At 65.8% G+C, this 19443-nt stretch carries 16 protein-coding genes; 8 read left to right on the top strand and 8 right to left on the bottom strand.

Features of this window, described 5'->3' with window-relative positions; all coding sequences use genetic code 11:
* The first annotated feature begins 4 nt into the window (after nucleotides 1–4).
* The 7 genes from nuoL (at nucleotide 5) to L8K25_RS11945 (ending at nucleotide 8903) form a co-directional block, all read left to right on the top strand.
* Nucleotides 5–2191: an NADH-quinone oxidoreductase subunit L gene (gene nuoL, locus L8K25_RS11975; RefSeq protein WP_242139128.1), complete on the top strand. Its 2187-nt coding sequence runs from the start codon at nucleotides 5–7 to the stop codon at nucleotides 2189–2191.
* Nucleotides 2188–3717, top strand: coding sequence for an NADH-quinone oxidoreductase subunit M (locus L8K25_RS11970; RefSeq protein WP_242139127.1), 1530 nt, complete (start codon nucleotides 2188–2190; stop codon nucleotides 3715–3717). The genes nuoL and L8K25_RS11970 overlap by 4 nt, the downstream gene beginning before the upstream one ends.
* Nucleotides 3714–5168 (top strand): NADH-quinone oxidoreductase subunit NuoN, encoded by a 1455-nt coding sequence (nuoN, locus tag L8K25_RS11965; RefSeq protein WP_242139126.1) that lies wholly within the window; start codon nucleotides 3714–3716, stop codon nucleotides 5166–5168. The genes L8K25_RS11970 and nuoN overlap by 4 nt, the downstream gene beginning before the upstream one ends.
* A 47-nt stretch (nucleotides 5169–5215) precedes the next feature.
* Nucleotides 5216–6022, top strand: a complete 807-nt coding sequence (locus tag L8K25_RS11960; protein WP_242139125.1) for a biotin--[acetyl-CoA-carboxylase] ligase — start codon at nucleotides 5216–5218, stop codon at nucleotides 6020–6022.
* A 17-nt stretch (nucleotides 6023–6039) separates the two neighbouring features.
* The gene (locus L8K25_RS11955; protein WP_242139124.1) at nucleotides 6040–6822 is read left to right on the top strand and encodes a type III pantothenate kinase; all 783 of its coding nucleotides are present in this window, start codon (nucleotides 6040–6042) and stop codon (nucleotides 6820–6822) included.
* A 193-nt stretch (nucleotides 6823–7015) separates the two neighbouring features.
* Nucleotides 7016–8593 carry a ribonuclease J gene (locus L8K25_RS11950; protein ID WP_242139280.1) on the top strand — a complete coding sequence of 526 codons (1578 nt, stop codon included), beginning with the start codon at nucleotides 7016–7018 and terminating at the stop codon, nucleotides 8591–8593.
* 31 nt (nucleotides 8594–8624) lie between these two features.
* Complete coding sequence (locus L8K25_RS11945; protein ID WP_131528475.1) at nucleotides 8625–8903, top strand: DUF1467 family protein; 279 nt, start codon at nucleotides 8625–8627, stop codon at nucleotides 8901–8903.
* A 333-nt stretch (nucleotides 8904–9236) separates the two neighbouring features.
* Here the strand turns inward: L8K25_RS11945 and purL are convergent, their stop codons facing one another.
* The 6 genes from purL to aroQ all read right to left on the bottom strand — a co-directional run bounded on the left by purL (nucleotide 9237) and on the right by aroQ (nucleotide 16339).
* Nucleotides 9237–11477: a phosphoribosylformylglycinamidine synthase subunit PurL gene (gene purL / locus L8K25_RS11940; protein WP_242139123.1), complete on the bottom strand. Its 2241-nt coding sequence runs from the start codon at nucleotides 11475–11477 to the stop codon at nucleotides 9237–9239.
* Between the two features lie 47 nt (nucleotides 11478–11524).
* A complete protein-coding gene (locus tag L8K25_RS11935; RefSeq protein ID WP_242139122.1) occupies nucleotides 11525–12763 on the bottom strand; it encodes an MFS transporter in 1239 nt (412 codons plus the stop codon).
* Nucleotides 12764–12767: 4 nt separating this feature from the next.
* Nucleotides 12768–13721, bottom strand: a complete 954-nt coding sequence (locus L8K25_RS11930) for an alpha/beta hydrolase (protein ID WP_242139121.1) — start codon at nucleotides 13719–13721, stop codon at nucleotides 12768–12770.
* 309 nt (nucleotides 13722–14030) lie between these two features.
* The gene (gene accC / locus L8K25_RS11925; RefSeq protein WP_242139120.1) at nucleotides 14031–15383 is read right to left on the bottom strand and encodes an acetyl-CoA carboxylase biotin carboxylase subunit; all 1353 of its coding nucleotides are present in this window, start codon (nucleotides 15381–15383) and stop codon (nucleotides 14031–14033) included.
* Between the two features lie 2 nt (nucleotides 15384–15385).
* Nucleotides 15386–15865, bottom strand: coding sequence for an acetyl-CoA carboxylase biotin carboxyl carrier protein (gene accB, locus L8K25_RS11920; RefSeq protein ID WP_242139119.1), 480 nt, complete (start codon nucleotides 15863–15865; stop codon nucleotides 15386–15388).
* A gap of 39 nt (nucleotides 15866–15904) precedes the next feature.
* On the bottom strand, nucleotides 15905–16339 hold the full coding sequence (gene aroQ / locus L8K25_RS11915; protein WP_242139118.1) for a type II 3-dehydroquinate dehydratase: 435 nt from the start codon (nucleotides 16337–16339) through the stop codon (nucleotides 15905–15907).
* A 134-nt stretch (nucleotides 16340–16473) separates the two neighbouring features.
* Here aroQ and thiS point away from each other — a divergent pair, with 134 nt between their 5' ends.
* Complete coding sequence (thiS, locus tag L8K25_RS11905) at nucleotides 16474–17478, top strand: sulfur carrier protein ThiS (protein WP_347272074.1); 1005 nt, start codon at nucleotides 16474–16476, stop codon at nucleotides 17476–17478.
* A gap of 195 nt (nucleotides 17479–17673) precedes the next feature.
* On the opposite strand, the gene truA is transcribed toward thiS, so the two are convergent.
* Both truA and fmt read right to left on the bottom strand, forming a co-directional pair.
* Nucleotides 17674–18414, bottom strand: coding sequence for a tRNA pseudouridine(38-40) synthase TruA (gene truA, locus L8K25_RS11900; protein WP_242139117.1), 741 nt, complete (start codon nucleotides 18412–18414; stop codon nucleotides 17674–17676).
* Nucleotides 18411–19397 (bottom strand): methionyl-tRNA formyltransferase, encoded by a 987-nt coding sequence (fmt, locus tag L8K25_RS11895; RefSeq protein ID WP_242139116.1) that lies wholly within the window; start codon nucleotides 19395–19397, stop codon nucleotides 18411–18413. The genes truA and fmt overlap by 4 nt, the downstream gene beginning before the upstream one ends.
* Nucleotides 19398–19443 lie beyond the last annotated feature (46 nt).

Here is a 19443-nt window from a genome sequence, read left to right as displayed (position 1 = left end):
TTACGTGCATTCGATTCTTCTCATCGTCTTCCTGCCGCTGCTCGCGTCGCTGATCGCAGGGTTCGCGAACAAGGGCTTCGGCTCCGCGCTTCCCAAGATCGTGACGACCGGCGCGCTGTTCGCGTCGTGCGCGCTTAGCTGGCCGATCTTCCTCCATTACCTCGGTGGTGGCGAAGCGACGGTCGTGCCGGTGCTCGACTGGATTCATTCCGGCGACATGGTGATCGACTGGTCGCTGCGCGTCGACGCGCTGACCGCGGTCATGCTCGTCGTCATCACCAGCGTCTCGGCGCTCGTCCATCTGTATAGCTGGGGCTATATGGAGGAGGACCCCGACCAGCCGCGCTTCTTCGCGTATCTGTCGCTGTTCACCTTCGCGATGCTGATGCTGGTGACTGCGGACAACCTCGTCCAGATGTTCTTCGGCTGGGAAGGCGTGGGTCTCGCATCCTACCTCCTGATCGGTTTCTGGTTCCGCAAGCCCAGCGCCAACGCCGCCGCGATCAAGGCGTTCGTCGTCAACCGCGTCGGCGATCTCGGCTTCATGCTCGGCATCTTCGGCACCTATCTCGTCTTCCACACCGTCTCGATCCCCGAGATCCTTCGGCTCGCGCCGGGGATGATGGGCTCGACGATCGGCTTCTGGGGCTACCGCGTCGATACGATGACGCTGCTGTGCCTGTTGCTGTTCGTCGGTGCGATGGGCAAGTCGGCGCAGCTCGGGCTTCACACCTGGTTGCCGGACGCGATGGAAGGCCCGACCCCGGTGTCGGCGCTGATCCACGCGGCGACGATGGTCACCGCGGGCGTGTTCATGGTGTGCCGCCTGTCGCCGATGTTCGAGACGTCGCCGTTCGCGCTGACGGTCGTGATGACGGTGGGTGCAGCGACCTGCCTGTTCGCCGCGACGGTCGGGCTGGTGCAGACCGACATCAAGCGCGTCATTGCGTATTCGACCTGCTCGCAGCTCGGGTACATGTTCTTTGCCGCCGGGTGTGGGGCGTATGGCGCCGCGATGTTCCACCTGTTCACGCACGCCTTCTTCAAGGCGCTGCTGTTCTTGGGTGCGGGTTCGGTGATCCATTCGATGCATCACGAGCAGGACATGCGCTATTATGGCGGGCTGCGGAAAAGCATTCCGATCACCTTCTGGGGGATGATGATGGGTACGCTGGCGATCACCGGCGTCGGGATCCCCGCGGTGTTCGGCAACCCGCTTGCGATCGGGTTCGCAGGTTTCCACTCGAAGGACGCGATCATCGAGGCGGCCTGGGCTTCGGGCAACCACGGCGCATCGATCGTCGGGATCATCGTCGCGCTGCTGACGAGCTTCTACTCGTGGCGGCTGATGTTCCTCACCTTCTGGGGCAAGCCGCGCTGGGAGCAGTCCGAGCATATCCAGCATGCGCTGCATGATGCACATGGCCACGGCCATGACGCGGTCCACGCTGGCCATGACGATCACGGCACCACCGCTGCGCATGCGCATCACGGGGAAGCCGCAGAGGAAGGGCAGGGCAGTGAGCCCGATACGCACGGTGCGCATCATCATGGTGCGGGGGGTCACGCGATCCCGCTGCATCCGGTGTTCACGACCAAGGGCGACGGCACGGGTGGCTATCATCCGCACGAAAGCCCGTTCCCGATCCTGGTCCCGTTGATCATCCTGTCGATCGGGGCGATTGCGGCGGGGTTCGTGTTCCACCGCTTCTTCATCGATCCGAGCGCTGGCGAAGCCTATTGGCACGGCAGCATCGCCTTCCGCGAGAAGCTGATGGAGTCGATGGAGGAGATCCCGTTGCTGGTGAAGCTCTCGGCGACGATCGCGATGCTGACCGGTCTGGTCGGGGCGTACGTCTTCTACATCCGCGCGCCGGGTGTGTCGCAGAAGCTCGCCGAGACCTACGCGCCGATCTACGACTTCCTGCTCCACAAATGGTATTTCGATGAATTGTACGATTTGCTGTTCGTCAAGCCGGCGTTCGCCATCGGCCGCTTCTTCTGGCACCGCGGCGATGAGAAGACGATCGATCGCTTCGGGCCGAACGGCTCGGCCTGGATCGTCGAGCGTAGCTCGCGCGTCGCTGGCCGGATCCAGTCGGGATATGTCTACACTTACGCGTTCGTCATGCTGCTCGGTCTCACCGGAGCCGTGACCTGGGCGATCAACATCTGGGCGACGAGCAAGTGAGCGGCATTCCCATCCTTTCGATCATGCTCGCGATCCCTGCGATCGCGGCCGTGGCCTGTCTCTTCTCCTCCGCGCAAGGCGCACGCTGGATCGCGCTGATCGCGACGCTAATCGATCTCGTCCTCGGGATCGGTCTGTGGACCAGCTACGATATCGGCGGGGCGCAGTGGCAGTTCGTCGAGGACGCCGGCAACCTCGGCATCTTCAGCTGGAAGCTCGGCCTCGATGGCTTCGCATTGCTGCTGGTGATGCTCAGCGTGTTCCTGATGCCGGTGTGCATCGGGGCGAGCTGGGTCGCGGTGACCAACCGCGTCCAGGAATATATGGCGGCGTTCCTGTTCACCGAAGTGCTGATGATCGGCACCTTCGCGGCACAGGACCTGTTCCTGTTCTACATCTTCTTCGAAGCCGGCCTGATCCCGATGTATCTGATCATTGGCATCTGGGGTGGCGTGAACCGCATCTATGCCTCGTACAAATTCTTCCTCTACACGCTGCTCGGCTCGGTGCTGATGCTGGTGGCGATGCTGTGGATGGCGAATTTCGCAGGGACGAGCGACATTCCGACGCTGCTGCGGACCGACTTTCCGGTGAAGGCGCAGACCCTCCTGTGGCTGGCGTTCTTCGCGTCGTTCGCAGTCAAGATGCCGATGTGGCCGTTCCACACCTGGCTTCCCGACGCGCACGTCCAGGCCCCGACCGCTGGCTCGGTGATCCTTGCGGGTGTTCTGCTCAAGCTTGGCGGATACGGTTTCCTGCGTTTCTCGCTGCCGATGTTTCCTGAAGCGTCGGCGCAGCTGACGTGGCTGGTGCTCGGTCTGTCGGCGATCGCAGTGATCTACACCTCGCTCGTGGCGCTCGTGCAGTCGGACATGAAGAAGCTGATCGCTTATTCCTCGGTCGCGCATATGGCGATCGTGACGATTGGCCTGTTCGCGTTCAACCGGCAGGGGATCGAGGGCGCGATGATCGTCATGCTGTCGCATGGCCTCGTCTCGGCAGCGTTGTTCCTGTGCGTCGGCGTGATCTACGATCGACTCCATACCCGCGAAATCTCGCGTTACGGTGGTCTGGCGATCAACATGCCGCGCTACGCCTTGCTGTTCCTGTTCTTCACGATGGCATCGATCGGGCTTCCGGGCACGAGCGGGTTCGTCGGCGAATTCCTCAGCCTGGCAGGGACGTACCGCGTCTCGACCGTCATCACGCTGCTCTGCACCACCGGGATCATCCTCGGGGCTGCCTATATGCTCTACTTGTACCGCCGTGTCGTATTCGGCGATCTGACCAAGGACGATGTGCGCGCAATGCCCGACCTTTCGCTGCGTGAAATTGCGCTGTTGGCCCCAATTGCAGCGGTAGCGCTGTGGATGGGCGTGTATCCCGAGAGCTTCCTCGCGCCGATGCGCAAGGATGTCGCAACGCTGGAAGCACGCATTTCGCGCGCGACCCCGGCGGGTGACTCGCTCCCGACCGCGGGCAAGGCCATGGCACTGCCCGCGACGCATGCGGAGGCACGGCCATGAACATGTCGCTGTTGATGGTGCTCCCCGAGGAAATCCTCGCGCTTGGGGCAATCGCGCTGATGCTGGTGTCGGCCTGGGGTGGCCAGGCATCGACTCGGCTGGTGTCGATCGTCGCGGTTGCCGTGCTGGTTGGCGCGACGATCGCACTGACCGGGCCTGCGTCTTATGGTGGCGCGGCGTTTGGCGGGCTGGTTCGGGCGGATGCGTTCGGCGCGTTCGCCAAGGTCCTGATCTTCGGTGCGTCCGCCGTCGCGATCCTGATCGCCCCGCGTTTCTTCGCAGCTGGCCGTGGCGACGATCTCCGCCCGGAATATCCGGTGCTGATCCTGCTGTCCGCGGCGGGCATGAGCATGATGGTGTCGGCGGGTGACTTGCTGACGCTCTATGTCGGTCTCGAGCTCCAGAGCCTTGCGGCCTATGTGCTCGCGAGCTTCATGCGCCGTGACCGTCGCTCGGCGGAAGCCGGCCTCAAGTATTTCGTGCTCGGCGCGCTGGCGAGCGGGATCCTGCTGTACGGCATCTCGCTGGTGTACGGCTTCAGCGGCACGACGATGTTCTCATCGATCGCGACCGCTTATGGTGCTGGCCGTTCGCTCGGGCTGACCTTCGGCCTCGTGTTCGTCTTCGCTGGCCTTGCGTTCAAGATGAGTGTCGTTCCGTTCCACATGTGGACCCCGGACGTGTACGAAGGCGCGCCGACCCCGGTGACGACCTTCTTCGCCTCCGCTCCCAAGGTGGCGGCGGTCGCGCTGTCGGTCCGCGTCGCGGTCGAGGCGATGGGCCCGGCGACCGACCAGTGGCGTCAGATCGTGATCTTCGCAGCACTCGCGTCGATCATCTTCGGTGCGGTCGCGGCGATCGGGCAGAGCAACATCAAGCGGCTGCTGGCCTATTCGTCGATCAACAACGTCGGCTTCGTGCTGATCGGTCTCGCGGCCGGTACGCAGGCGGGTGTCGCGGCGGTGCTGTTCTACCTGACCGTCTATGTCGTGATGACGCTGGGCAGCTTCCTGATCGTCCTTCAGATGAAGGACGCCGCCGGGCAGCCGGTCGAGAGCATCACCGCTCTCGCTGGCCTGTCGCGGACGCGGCCTGGCCTGGCGCTGGCGATGGCGATCTTCATGTTCTCGCTCGCAGGTATTCCGCCGATGCTCGGCTTCAACGCCAAGGTCGCGGTGTTCCAGGCGGCGATCGTTGCCGGGCTGTACCCGCTGGCGGTGGTCGGCTTCGTCGCTTCGGTGATCGGTGCCTTCTATTACCTGCGTGTCGTCAAGGTGATGTACATCGATGCGCCTGCTGACACGGTCGATGGCGCGCCGCTTGCGGTTCGCACCGATCCGGTCGAGGGCGGGCTGATCGCGGTAATGGCCGCGGCGATTTCGCCGCTTGGCTGGCTGGGGCTTGCGAGCCTCGGTGGTGCGACGATGGTTGCGGCGAAGGCGCTGTTCTGAGCGAGCGGGTTCGTACCGTCGCGGAGACGGGGTCTACCAATGCCGACATGCTCGCGCTGGCGCGCAGCGAGATCCCCGAGGGGATCTGGCTGCGCGCCGAGCGGCAAACTGGCGGGCGCGGGCGGCAGGGGCGGCTCTGGGTTTCGCCAGTCGGGAATTTCTACGGGTCTAGCGTTGTGCGGGTGCGGGGCGGGGATCCTGCTGCTGCTACGCTTGCGCTGGTGGCTGCGGTTGCGCTGGAAGAGGTGGTCCGGGCCTATCTTCCATCACCTGTACCCTTCCCCGGCGAAGGCCGGGGCCCAGTCGCGCAGGCCGAGGTAACGGACCGAAGCGATCGATCTTCCAACGTTCCGCTCTTGGGCCCCGGCCTTCGCCGGGGAAGCGGAAGCGAGAGGGGAAGCGGAAGCGGCAATAGGGAAGGCGTGGTCCTGAAATGGCCCAACGACCTCCTCATCGATGGCGCTAAAATTTCCGGCATCCTGCTCGAACGCACCGGTGATGCGATCGTCGTCGGGATCGGCGTCAACCTCGCACACTACCCCACCGACACCGACCGCCGCGCCACCAGCCTCGCTGCCCACGGCGCAACCCCCGATCCGGCGGACTTCGCCGAAACGCTCGCCGACACCTTCGCCCGCTGGCTGAGCATCTGGCGCGGGCAGGGCCTCGCTCCCGTCCGCACCCGCTGGCTGGAGCGCGCGCACCCGATCGGCACCGCGCTGACCGCGCGGCTGCCTGATGGCAGTGCGACCGATGGCCTGTTCAACGGGCTCGACAGTGACGGCGCGCTCATCCTGCGCTTGGCGGATGGCACCGCGCGTGTCATTCACGCGGGCGACGTGTTCCTCCTCTGAAGGGCTTCTTTCCAGCCATGCTGCTCGCCATCGACGCCGGGAACACCAACATCGTCTTCGCCTTGCTCGAAGGCACCACGATCAAGGCACGCTGGCGCATCGCCACCGATCCGCGCCGTACGGCGGACGAATATGCGGTGTGGCTCAGCCAGTTGCTCAATCTCGAAGGCTATGACCGCAAGCAGGTGACGGGTGTCATCATCGCGACCGTCGTCCCGCGCGCACTCCACAACCTCCAGACGCTCGCGCGCAAATATTTCGACAGCGAGCCTTTGATCGCCGGCCAGGCCCCGGTCGAATGGGGCATGCACCTCGACGTGCTCGAGCCCAAGAGCGTCGGTGCGGACCGCGCCGTCACGATGATCGCGGCACATGCGCGGCATTCGGGCGACCTGATCGTGATCGACTTCGGCACCGCCGCGACGTTCGACGTCGTGGATTATACCGGGGCGTATAAGGGCGGGATCATCGCGCCCGGCATCAACCTGTCGCTCGACGCGCTCGTCACCGCCGCCGCCAAGCTGCCGCGGATCGCGATCGAGGCGCCCAGCGACACCAGTGTCATCGGGCGCGATACGGTCACGCAAATGCACATCGGCATCTACTGGGGCTATGTCGCGATGATCGAGGGGCTGGTCGCGCGGATGAAGGCGGAAGTCGGTCGCCCGTGCACGGTCGTCGCGACCGGCGGGCTGGCGGTGCTGTTCGAGCAGCATACCGACGCTTTCGACGCGATCGAACCCGATCTCACCATTCAGGGGCTGGCGATTTTGTGGGAACGCGCCCATATGCAGGCCTAGAGTCCATGCGTGCGTGCGCCGACCCCGGTGCCCCGCTTCCCCGATCTCTACGATATTCATCGCGCCTCACCAGCGCACCCTCCCTGCGCCGCTGGCAAAGCTGGCGGCGTTTATTTGAAAGAACAAAGACTTAGTGACTACCCCAAAGAAAGAACTCTTGTTCCTGGCCCTCGGTGGGTCGGGCGAGATTGGCATGAACGTCAATCTGTACGGCTGCAACGGCAAGTGGCTGATGGTCGATTGCGGCATCACCTTCGCCGATCCGCAATATCCGGGCATCGACGTGATCCTGCCCGACCTGCAATTCATCGAGGAACGCCTCGACGATCTGATCGGGATCGTGCTGACGCATGGTCATGAAGATCATATCGGCGCGCTGCCCTATCTCGCCGAGGACCTCGGCGTGCCGCTGTATGCGACGCCGTTTACCGCCGGCCTGATCCGCGGCAAGCTCGAGGAAGAAGGCAACGCCAGCCGCGTCAAGCTCCGCGTGATCCAGCCCGACGCGCCGTTCGACCTCGGGCCGTTCGGCATCACCTTCGTGCCGATGTCGCATTCGATCCCAGAAGCGAGCGCACTGCTGATCGATACGCCGTACGGCCGTATCTTCCACACCGGTGACTGGAAGCTCGATGCGCGGCCGGTCATCGGCAGCCCCGCCACCCCCGACCAGCTCGCGGCGATCGGCAAGGACGGCGTGCTCGCGCTGGTGTGCGATTCGACCAACGTGTTCAACAACGACGCGTCGGGCTCCGAGAGCGACGTGCTGGCGGGCCTGATGGACGTGATCGGCAAGGCCAAGGGTCGTGTGCTGGTGACGTCGTTCGCATCCAACGCGGCGCGTCTGCATACGCTGGGCAAGGTCGCGATCGAGACCGGGCGGAAATTGTCGGTCCAGGGGCGGTCGCTCGACCGCATCCTCAAGGTCGCGCGTGCGACGGGGTATCTGAAGGACTTCCCGGACACGATCGATGCCGAAGCCGCGATGCGTCTGCCGCGCGACAAGGTGCTGGTCATCGCGACCGGCGGGCAGGGCGAGGACCGCGCGGCGCTCGCGCGTGTGGCGAACGGCCAGCATCCGATCTCGCTCGATCAGGGCGATACGGTGGTCTTCTCGTCGAAGCAGATCCCGGGCAATGAAGTCGCGATCGGGCGGATTCAGAACCAGCTCGCGGCCAAGGGCGTGATCATGATCACCGACCGTCAGGCGCATGTGCACGTGTCGGGCCATCCGGGTCGCCCCGAGCTGCTCCAGATGTACAAGTGGATGAAGCCCGAGGTGCTGATGCCGGTGCATGGCGAAATGCGCCATCTGATGGAGCAGGCGCGCTTTGCCTTGTCCGAGGGTGTCCCGCGCGCGGTGGTGCAGACCAACGGCGACATCATCCGCCTCGCGCCGGGCAACCCGACCAAGATCGGCAATGCCGCTGTGGGTCGTCTCGTGCTCGATGGCGACGTGATCCTGCCGGGCGATGGCTCGACGATCAACGAGCGCCGCAAGCTCGGCCTGTTCGGGCAGATTTCGGTCGCGGTTGCGGTCGGGCAGCGCGGGATGATCGGCCAGCCGCAGGTCCGTATCCAGGGCATTCCGGTCGAGGAAGACCGCGAGCCGTTCCTCGACGAGACGATTGGCGCGGTGATCGCGGCGGTCAAGCAGGGCGGGCGTGACCGCGACAAGATGCGCGAGCAGATCCGTCTGGCGACCCGCAAGGTCGCGACGCGCTGGACCGGCAAGAAGCCGATCGTCGATGTGTTGTTGATCGAGGCCTGACTTCAGGCGCTGGGATGGGAAGGAGAACGACATGCGGTGGACTTCGGCGCTGGCGATCTACTTCCTGTTCTGGGCGTTTTCGGTGTTCTTCGTCCTGCCGTTCGGGGTCAAGACGGCGGACGAGGCAGGCGTAGAGCGCGTGCCGGGCCAGGCCGACAGCGCGCCGCATGAGTTTCGCGCGGGGCGGATTGCCTTGCGCGTCACGATCGTGGCGACCGTGTTGTGGGGGCTTTATATGCTGAACTTCACGTACGGCTGGCTGACGCCGAAGATGCTGGATTTCTGGGGGGCGTGGAAGGACGTCGAGTAAGGGGGGCTGGACCCTCTTTCAGGCGCTTCCACCACCTTTCACTTCCCCGGCGAAGGCCGGGGGCCAGTAGCCACACAGGCGTTGCTGCCGCCTGCACTCCGTTACCTTGACCTTCGCTACTGGGCCCCGGCCTTCGCCGGGGAAGTAGGCAGGGTGCATGGGCCGGAAATAGCGCGCCACCTCCACCACCGTCGACTTCCCCGGCGAAGGCCGGGGCCCAAGAGTGACGCAGGCGTTGCTGCCGGATGCGCTTCGTTACCTCGACCATCCCTTCTGGGCCCCGGCCTTCGCCGGGGAAGTAGGCGGGGTGGAGGGCCGGGATGCGCCCCCCCCTTAGTTCTCGACCGGCGCGACGTCCCCCATCAGCTTGGGGAAGAACCCCTCGTGCGCTGCCCGCAACGCGTCCAGCGTGACGACATGATCGTCGTCGGGAAGCTCGAAGATCAGCCGGTTGGCGATCGTCCGCCCGATCCGCTCGATCTCGACACCCGCCGCATCCGCCGCCATCAGCGTCTCGAGCAGCAAGTGATCCGCGACGGTTGCGACGTACAGCCCCTGATCTTCGCCGAACAACGCGCACGCCACGCCGCACGGCAGCGGCGCGTGCATCATCGCGCCGACATTCCCCGCGAGCGCCATCTCGGCGATCGTCACCGCGATCCCGCCGTCGGACACGTCATGCACCGCGGTCAGCGCGCCGGTCGCGATATGCGCGCGGACGAACTCGCTGTTGCGGCGCTCGGCTTCAAGATCGACCGGGGGCGGGGCGCCTTCCTCACGGCCATGGACTTCGCGCAACCACAGCGACTGGCCGAGATGCCCCGAGCGTTCGCCGATCAGCACGATCACGTCGCCAGTGCCCTTGAACGCGATCGTCGCGGACTTGGACCAATCGGCAAGCAACCCGATCGCGCCGATCGCCGGTGTCGGCAGGATCGCCGATCCGCCACCGGTCGCCTTGCTTTCGTTATAGAGCGAGACGTTGCCCGACACGATCGGGAAGTCGAGCGCGCGGCAGGCGTCGCCCATGCCGTCGAGACAGCCGACGAACTGCGCCATGATTTCGGGGCGCTGCGGGTTGGCGAAGTTGAGGCAGTTGGTGACAGCAAGCGGGGTCGCACCTACCGCGGAGAGGTTGCGATAACACTCTGCAATCGCCTGCTTGCCGCCTTCATAGGGGTCGGCATAGCAATAGCGCGGGGTGCAATCGGTGCTCATCGCGAGCCCCTTCTGCGTGCCGTGGACGCGGACGACCGCGGCGTCGCCACCCGGGCGTTGGATCGTGTCCGCGCCGACCTGCGTGTCATATTGCTCCCAGATCCAGCGGCGCGAGGCGACGTCGGGGGAGGCCATCAGCGTCAGCAAGTCGGCGGCGACGTTCGGCGTCTGCGGGATCTCGCCGAGCGGCGCGACCTTGGCCCAGGCCTGATACTCTTCCTTCGTCGCAGCCGGACGGTCGTACAAAGGTGCCTCGTCGGCGAGCGGGGCGAGCGGGATGTCGCACACCGTTTCGCCGTTGAATTTCAGCACCATGTGGCCGGTGTCGGTCACCTGGCCGATGACCGCGAAATCGAGCTCCCACTTGCGGAAAATCGCTTCGGCGAAATCCTCGCGGCCGGGCTTGAGCACCATGAGCATCCGCTCCTGGCTTTCGCTCAGCATCATCTCATAGGGCGTCATGCCGGTTTCGCGCTGCGGCACCGCATTCATGTTGAGCTCGATCCCGACCCCGCCCTTCGACGCCATCTCGACCGCGGAGGAGGTGAGGCCAGCCGCGCCCATGTCCTGGATCGCGACGATCGCGTCGGACGCCATCAGCTCGAGGCACGCCTCGATCAGCAGCTTCTCGGTGAAGGGATCGCCGACCTGGACGGTAGGGCGCTTCGATTCCGAATCCTCGCCGAAATCGGCGGACGCCATCGTCGCGCCGTGGATCCCGTCGCGGCCGGTCTTGGAGCCGACATAGACGATCGAATTGCCGATCCCGGAGGCGGCCGAATAGAAGATCTTGTCGGTCTCGGCGACGCCGACCGTCATCGCGTTGACGAGGATGTTGCCGTCATAGGCGGGGTGGAAGTTAACCTCGCCGCCGACCGTGGGCACCCCGACGCAATTGCCGTAGCCGCCGATCCCGTGGACCACGCCCGAGATCAGGTGACGCATCTTGGGATGATCGGGCCGCCCGAAACGCAGCGCGTTGAGGTTGGCGACCGGGCGCGCACCCATCGTGAAGACGTCGCGCAGGATCCCGCCGACGCCGGTCGCGGCCCCCTGATAGGGTTCGATGTAGGAGGGGTGGTTGTGGCTCTCCATCTTGAAGATCGCCGCCTGGCCGTCGCCGATATCGACGACGCCGGCATTCTCGCCGGGGCCGCAGATCACCTGCGGGCCGGTGGTCGGGAGCTTCTTGAGATGGATACGCGAGGATTTGTACGAGCAATGCTCGGACCACATCACCGAAAAGATGCCGAGCTCGGTCAGATTGGGCTCGCGACCCAGCGCGTGCAGCACGCGCTCATATTCTTCAGGGGACAGCCCGTGCTGGGCGACGACTTCCGGCGTGATCTGGCTCATGCTCCGGGGCTTTAGCGGCCCGATCCGGTCGCGTCACCCCGGATGTGTCACGCGAGCGCCTCGGACTTCGCCTCCGCGACGAAATCGACATCGCGGCGCTCCGGACCGAAGGCGGTCCAGCCGATCAGCACGACGACCGTGACCCCTGCGACCAGCGCCATCGCCAGCCCGTAATTGCCGTGGTTCGCCTGTGCGATCCCCGCCTGGAGCGGGCCGTTGCGCGAGGCGATGAGGTTGCCGAGTTGATAGGCGAACCCCGGGAACATGCAGCGCACCGCGGCGGGCGACAGTTCGTTGAGGTGGACCGGCACGACGCCCCAAGCGCCCTGCACCGCGATCTGCATAAGGAACGCGCCGAGCCCGAGCAACAGTGGCGTCGCCGTGAACGCCCACAAGGGGATGACCGGTAGCGCCAGTACCGCGGCGACGATGATCGCGCGCTTGCGCCCGATCCGTTCCGACCAGATCCCGAACCCGATCCCGCCGATGATCGCGCCGATGTTCATCACCGCGGCGAGCAGTCCGATCGTATGCGTGTCGAACTTGTGCTGCTCGCGCAGGAAGGTCGGGTAGAGATCCTGCGTGCCATGGCTGAGAAAGTTGAAAGCGGTCATCAACACAACGAGATAGAGCGCCATTTTCCAATGCCGGGCGAGCTCGGCGAAGGGGTTGCTGCGCGCCTTCTTGGCGCGTTCCGCGAACACCGGGCTTTCCTCGACGTGCATCCGGATGAGGAAGACGAGGATCGCCGGCGCGACGCCGACCATGAACATGCCGCGCCACCCGATCAGGTCGAACAGCAGGAAATAGACGAGGCTGGCGATGAAATAGCCCGACGGATAGCCCGACTGGAGCAGCCCCGAGACGGGGCCTCGCAGCTTGGGCGGGATCGATTCCATCACGAGGCTTGCGCCGATGCCCCATTCGCCGCCCATCGCGAAGCCGAATGCCGCGCGGATGACGAACAGCGCGAACAGCGACGGTGCGAAGCCGGACGCGATCGAGAAGACGGAAAACAGCAGGATGACGATCATCAGCACCGGTCGCCGCCCGAACCGGTCCGCGAGCAGCCCGAAGAAAAACGCGCCGAACGGCCGCGCAACGAGGGTAAAGAAGATCGCCTCGGTCACGGTCTTCACGTCGGTGCCGAACTCATGCGCGATCGCGCTGACCATGAAGACCATCAGGAAGAAATCGAACGCATCGAGCGTCCAGCCGAGATAGCTCGCCCAGATCGCACTGCGCTGGGAGGGCGTGAGGGTCTTCAGGTCGTCCAGCACTGCCATGTCGCTATCCCCTTGGCGCCGAGAGGAAATGCAGGACATCGTTCGCACTTCGGTCGGCCGCTTCCTCCATAACCAGATGGCCGGTGTGGGGATAGACAATCAGGCGGCTTCCCGGGATGTGCGCGTGCAGCCACGTTGCGGACGAGACCGGGATCAGCGTGTCGTCGGCGCCCCACAGAAGGAGGACCGGCATCGTCAGGCGATGGAGCTGCGCGGCCGTCGCAACCACCGGCGGACCCGCAAAGCGATCGATCGTCGCCAGGCGATTGCCGGGATAGCGCAGCAATTCCCAATAGCGGTCGATCATCGCGGCGTCCGCCAGCCGCGGGTCGTGGAACACGCCGGGCAGGCTGCCGGCGATCAGGCTGCGCGGGGTGACGACGGCGGCAATCTCGCGCAGCACAGGCAGGCGCGCGATGCGAAAGGCGAGCGGCGGCTTGCCATTGCCCGGTTCGGGCTGGCCAACCGAGTCGATCAGCACCAGCGCGCGGACATGATCGGGGTGGGCGAGCGCATAGGCCCACGCGACCCCGCCGCCCATCGAATTGCCCGCCAGCACGACATGGTCGACGCCGAGCCTTGCACGAATGCGGTCGACCACGTCGACATAGGCGGCGGTGGAGTAATCGCGCGTCGGGCTGGCGCCGGTCAGGCCGTGGCCCGGCAGGTCCATCCGGATGATGCGAAAGCGCGTACCCAGCCGCTGCGCCCATGGCTCCCACGTATGCAGCGACGCGTTCGACCCGTGAACGAGGATCATCGCGGGGGCGTCGCGCGGGCCGGTGTCGCGCAGATGGACTGTCAGGCCGTTACCGAGGTCGACGAACTGCGACGGCGCCGCACCGTATTTGGCGCGCATGGCGACGGGGTCGGTATCGGGGGTGCGGAAATAAAGGAACGCGATGACCAGCAGCGCGAGCAGGGCGAGCAGGATATAGCCGAGAATGCGCCAGCCCATGCGTTCCCCCCCTTCCTGTCCGCCCTGTGGGCGGGCGGTTTCGGGGGAAGGTTGCCGGTTTCTTCTGCGCTGGCAAGCGTTGGTGCGTGGGTGTGTGGGGATGCGCCGTCGCACCCTCGCGCCGTGATCCCGGGCTTGGCCACGGATCTACCGCGGTTCGCTTCCGCAAAAGGGTGATGACGCTCGACGGTGGGCCTCGGCGCGAGGCCGGGTGACGCTATCGCCAATGTTTTCCCGCGAAGGCGGGAATCCAGAATTACAGAACGCAGCGACCGTAACCCTGGACTCCGGCCTTCGCCGGAGAACAGGTCAGGTTGGCTCGCGCGCGAGCCATTCCTCGAGCCACTTGATCGTATAGTCACCCGCCTGGAACTCGGGATCCTCGATCAGCGCCTGATGGAGAGGGATCGTCGTCGTCGGCCCGTCGATCACGAACTCCTCAAGCGCCCGCCGCAACCGGCGGATCGCGCCCGCACGCGTCGTGCCGTAGACGATCAGCTTGGCGATCATCGAATCGTAATAAGGCGGCACGCGGTATCCCGCATACAGCCCGCTATCGACGCGGACGTTCATGCCCCCCGGTGCGTGGAACTGCTTGATCAGCCCAGGCGACGGCGCGAAGGTGCGCGGGTCCTCGGCGTTGATCCGGCATTCGATCGCATGACCGCGGAACTGGACGTCTTCCTGCCGCAGCGTCAGGCCGTGGCCCTCGGCGATGCGGATCTGTTCGCGCACCAGATCAAGCCCGGTGATCGCCTCGGTCACGGGATGCTCGACCTGGAGCCGGGTGTTCATTTCGATGAAATAGAACTCCCCGTTTTCCCACAGGAATTCGATCGTCCCCGCACCGCGATAGCCCATGTCGGCCATCGCCTTGGCGCAGATCCCGCCCATCCGTGCGCGATCCTCTTCGCCGAGCACGGGCGAGGGGGCCTCTTCGAGCACTTTCTGGTGGCGGCGCTGGAGCGAGCAGTCGCGCTCGCCCAGGTGAATCGCATTGCCCTCGCCGTCGCCGAACACCTGGAATTCGATGTGGCGCGGGTTGCCGAGGTACTTTTCGAGATAGACCGTCGCATCGCCGAACGCGGCCTTCGCCTCGCTGCCGGCCTGCTGCATCAGCGTCTCGAGCTGATCCTCGGAGGTGCAGACCTTCATCCCGCGACCACCGCCGCCCGATGCCGCCTTGATGATGACGGGATAGCCAGCTGCCGCCGCGATCTCCTTGGCTTCCGCCAGATCGCTGATCGGCCCGGCTGAACCGGGCACCAGCGGAAGGCCGAGCGCGCCTGCGGTGCGCTTGGCCTCGATCTTGTCGCCCATCGTGCGGATATGCTCGGGCTTTGGCCCGACGAAGATGATGTCGTGCGCTTCGACGATCTCGGCGAACTTGGCGTTTTCGCTCAGGAAGCCATAGCCCGGGTGGATCGCATCCGCGCCCGAGATCTCGGCCGCCGAGATGATGTTCGGGATGTTGAGATAGCTTTCGGTCGCCGACGGCGGGCCGATGCAGATCGCCTGGTCGGCGAGCCGCACGTGCATCGCGTCCGCATCCGCGGTCGAATGGACCGCGACCGTCTGGATGCCCATTTCGTGGCAGGCGCGGTGGATGCGGAGCGCGATCTCGCCGCGGTTGGCGATCAACAGCTTCTTGATGTCGGCCATGATTATTCGACGACCACCAGCGGCTGGTCGAACTCAACCGGCTGCCCGCTCGTTACCAGCACCGCCGAGACACGGCCTGCGCTCGGCGCGAGGATCGGGTTCATCACCTTCATCGCCTCGACGATCAGCAGCGTATCCCCCGCCGCAACCGTGTCGCCGACGCTGACGAACGGCTTTGCCTCGGGGTTGGGTGACAGATAGGCGGTACCGACCATCGGTGACTTGACCGCGTTGAGCGCCGACGGCGGCGGCGCGACGATTTCCGCCGATGGCGCGCTGTTCGGCACGGCCAGCGACGGCGCTGGCGCATACTGCATCGGCGCCGGCGCGGCAGCAGCCGCGGCCTTGCGCGCGATGCGAATCTTGCGCCCGCCGTCCTCGACCTCGATTTCGGTCAGCGACGTGTCGTCGAGCAATTGTGCGAGCTGACGCACCAGATCGACATCGATCCGCATGGCGTCTGCAGTGGTATCTTCGGGCATATGTCCCCTATGCTCCCTGTTTTTCGAGGGTGCGTCCTGTCAGAGTCGTGCCGCCGCTTCAAGCGCCAGCAGATACGATAACGCGCCGAACCCGCTGATCGTGCCCTTTACGGCAGGCGAGATACGGCTGACGTGGCGAAAGGCTTCGCGCGCGTGCGGGTTGGAAAGGTGCACCTCGATCACCGGCGTGCGCACCGCCTTGATCGCATCCAGCACCGCGACCGACGTATGCGTGAAGGCAGCGGCGTTGAGGATCACCGCCTTGGCGGGCAGCGCCTGCGCCTCGTGGATCCAGTCGACCAGATGGCCTTCGTGATTGGATTGCCGCAAGTCGATGGCGAACCCCAGTTCGCGCGCGCGATCCTCGAGCTGCCCGGCGATGTCATCGAGCGTGTCCGCGCCGTAGATTTCGGGCTCGCGGGTGCCCAGCAGGTTGAGATTGGGGCCGTTGAGGACGAAAATCGTTTCGGGCATCGGGTGGAGGCTTTCGGTTGCGGGCGTGGCGCCACGCTTATATCGCGCTATCACTCCCTCTTACCCGGTCGCGGCGCGGGAAGTCGAGCCACGACCATGGGAAGCGCGGGTGCGAACACGGAAGGTCAATGATTGTGCACAGCGATGGAACCGTCAGCATCCAGGTCAATGGTGAGCATCGCCGGGTCCGCGCGGGGCTGAGCCTGGCCGATCTCGCCGCCGACCTGGGCCTCATGCCCGAAAAGGTCGCGGTCGAACGCAACCTCGCTGTCGTGCCGCGCTCGACGCTGGGTGACGTCATGGTCGAGGACGGCGACGAGCTCGAGATCGTCCATTTCGTCGGCGGGGGGGATCATGCGCCCGCCCTCACGGCCGATACCTGGACCGTTGCGGGGCGCACGTTCCGCTCGCGGCTGATCGTCGGCACCGGCAAGTACAAGGACTTCGCGCAGAACGCCGCCGCGCTCGAGGCATCGGGTGCGGAGATTGTCACCGTCGCGGTGCGGCGGGTGAACGTCAGCGATCCGAACGCGCCGATGCTGACCGACTTCATCGATCCGAAGAAGGTCACCTATCTGCCCAATACCGCGGGCTGTTTCGACGCCGACTCGGCGATCCGCACGCTGCGCCTCGCGCGCGAGGCGGGCGGCTGGGACCTCGTGAAGCTCGAGGTGCTCGGCGAGGCGCGGACGCTGTATCCCGACATGGTCGAGACGCTCCGCGCGACCGAGGTTCTCGCGAACGAGGGGTTCCTCCCGATGGTCTACTGCGTCGACGATCCGATCGCAGCGAAGCGGCTGGAGAATGCAGGCGCGGTCGCGATCATGCCGCTTGGCGCACCGATCGGGTCGGGGCTCGGGATCCAGAACCGCGTGACGATCCGCCTGATCGTCGAGGGGGCGAGCGTGCCGGTGCTGGTCGACGCGGGCGTGGGCTCGGCGTCCGACGCAGCGGTTGCGATGGAGCTCGGCTGCGACGGGGTGTTGATGAACACCGCGATTGCCGAAGCCAAGGATCCGGTGATGATGGCGGCGGCGATGAAGGCTGGGGTCGAGGCGGGGCGGCTGTCGTACCTCGCGGGGCGGATGGGGATGCGGCGCTACGCCGATCCGTCGAGCCCGCTGGCGGGGTTGATCTGATCTGAGGGGCGGGGCCGCCGCCCCCCCACACACGGCGTCATGCTGAACCTGTTTCAGCATCCACCGCGCAACCGGCTCAGCCCGTCATTGCGGCGCGGTGGACCCTGAAACAAGTTCAGGATGACGCCGTTGCAAAGTGATTAGCCCCAGCAACTTATGCGGATGTTGCGGCACAGTGTGCGAACCATGCCGCGGCTACGGATAGTCCGCCCGCAAGAAATACAGCCCATCAGGCGGCGCATTGAACCCCAATGCGGTCCGGTCGCGTGCCTCTAGCGCGGTCGTGATGTCGGCCGCCGTCCATTTCCCCTCGCCGACCAGCGCGAGGCACCCGACCATCGAGCGCACCTGGTGATGCAGGAACGACCGCGCCGAGGCGAACACGCTGATCCGCTCGCCGTCGGCGACGACGTCGAGCCGGTCGAGCGTGCGCAAGGGGCTGTCCGCCTGGCAGTGCGCCGAGCGGAAGGTGGTGAAGTCGTGCCGCCCGACCAGTCGCGCCGCGCCGTCCGCCATCGCCGCGACATCGAGCGCCGCAGGGATTCGCCACGCGAGGCCCCGTTCGAACGTCAGCGGCGCGCGACGGGTGACGATGCGGAACTCGTAATGCCGCCCGATGCACGAAAAGCGTGCATGCCAGTCGTCCGGCACGATTTCGCACCCGGTGATCGCGACCGGATCGGGCCGTAGCTTGGCGTTGAGCGCCTCCTGCAACCGGAACGGGGCGATGTCGCGTACGATGTCGATATGCGCGCGCATCGCGATCCCGTGGACTCCCGCGTCGGTCCGCCCGGCGGCGTGGACCGCGACCGTCTCGCCGGTGATCGCGTGCGCCGCGCGCTCGATCGCAGCCTGGACGGTCGGGCCATGGTGTTGCCGCTGCCAACCCATGAATGGGCGCCCGTCATATTCGACCGTCAGCGCGAACCGCGTCAAAGCCGGGTTCCGGCGGGGATCGCGAAGCCGCGGAGCAGTTCGGGCGCGGTCATGACGCCACGTCCCGCGCGCTGGAGCAGCGTCGGCCGGATCGCCCCTTGCGCGCAGGCGATGGTAAGGTCGGCGTCCAGCACAAGCCCGTCCAGCGCATCGGCCCCGCCTTCGTCACCCCGGCGCAGGCCGGGGCCGTCCGGTTCTCCGGGCGCGCGATCAACTTGGCGGTCCCGGCCTTCGCCGGGATGACGGAGGACGTCGGCAGCAAGGACGCGCACGCGTTCCCCCGCGACCTCGAACCACGCCCCCGGCGGATTGAACGCGCGGATCTGCCGCTCGACCGCCACGGCATCCTGCGCGAAATCGAGCCGGGTTTCGGCCTTGTCGATCTTGGCGGCATACGTGACGCCATCCTCGGGCTGCACGACCGGCGCACAACCAGCGAGATCCGCCAGCGTGGCGATCATCAGCCGTGCGCCCATCGCGCTCAGTTCGTCGGTCAGCGTGCCTGCGGTCTTTGCGTCGATCGGTGTTTCGTCGCGTAAGAGCACGGGGCCGGTATCTAGCCCGGCCTCCATCTGCATGATGCAGACACCGGTGACCGCATCCCCGGCGAGGATCGCGCGCTGGATCGGCGCTGCGCCGCGCCAGCGGGGCAGGAGCGAGGCGTGGACATTCAGGCAGCCCCGCGCTGGCGCATCGAGGATCGCGCGCGGAAGGATCAGCCCATAGGCCGCGACCACAGCAATGTCCGCGGCGAACGCAGCGAATTCAGCCTGCGCTTCTGGATCGCGCAGCGTGACCGGGGTACGGACCGGGATCCCGAGCACCTCGGCGCGTGCGTGGACCGGCGTTGGCGTCAACGCCTTGCCGCGCCCGGCGCGGCGCGGTGGCTGGCTGTACGACGCGACGACGTCATGCCCCGCATCGACCAGCGCCTGCAGGACGGGGACAGAGAAGTCGGGCGTGCCCATGAAGATGATCCGCATGATGCGGCTCTTGCGATTGCGGGACGCCAAACACAAGCGCCGGCAT

This window comes from Sphingomonas sp. TREG-RG-20F-R18-01 (assembly GCF_022662475.1).
Lineage (GTDB): Bacteria > Pseudomonadota > Alphaproteobacteria > Sphingomonadales > Sphingomonadaceae > Sphingomonas.
The sequence above is the reverse complement of the archived record's forward strand: the minus strand, read 5'-3'. Positions and strand labels throughout refer to the sequence as shown.

Coding starts and splice junctions, on each gene's coding strand:
- L8K25_RS11950 (WP_242139280.1), top strand. CDS start 7,016: ATGAACGTCAATCTGTACGGCTGCAACGGCAAGTGGCTGATGGTCGAT.
- L8K25_RS11960 (WP_242139125.1), top strand. CDS start 5,216: ATGCTCGCGCTGGCGCGCAGCGAGATCCCCGAGGGGATCTGGCTGCGC.
- accC (WP_242139120.1), bottom strand. CDS start 15,383: ATGGCCGACATCAAGAAGCTGTTGATCGCCAACCGCGGCGAGATCGCG.
- aroQ (WP_242139118.1), bottom strand. CDS start 16,339: ATGCCCGAAACGATTTTCGTCCTCAACGGCCCCAATCTCAACCTGCTG.
- L8K25_RS11955 (WP_242139124.1), top strand. CDS start 6,040: ATGCTGCTCGCCATCGACGCCGGGAACACCAACATCGTCTTCGCCTTG.
- purL (WP_242139123.1), bottom strand. CDS start 11,477: ATGAGCCAGATCACGCCGGAAGTCGTCGCCCAGCACGGGCTGTCCCCT.
- nuoN (WP_242139126.1), top strand. CDS start 3,714: ATGAACATGTCGCTGTTGATGGTGCTCCCCGAGGAAATCCTCGCGCTT.
- L8K25_RS11945 (WP_131528475.1), top strand. CDS start 8,625: ATGCGGTGGACTTCGGCGCTGGCGATCTACTTCCTGTTCTGGGCGTTT.
- L8K25_RS11930 (WP_242139121.1), bottom strand. CDS start 13,721: ATGGGCTGGCGCATTCTCGGCTATATCCTGCTCGCCCTGCTCGCGCTG.
- L8K25_RS11935 (WP_242139122.1), bottom strand. CDS start 12,763: ATGGCAGTGCTGGACGACCTGAAGACCCTCACGCCCTCCCAGCGCAGT.
- fmt (WP_242139116.1), bottom strand. CDS start 19,397: ATGCGGATCATCTTCATGGGCACGCCCGACTTCTCTGTCCCCGTCCTG.
- accB (WP_242139119.1), bottom strand. CDS start 15,865: ATGCCCGAAGATACCACTGCAGACGCCATGCGGATCGATGTCGATCTG.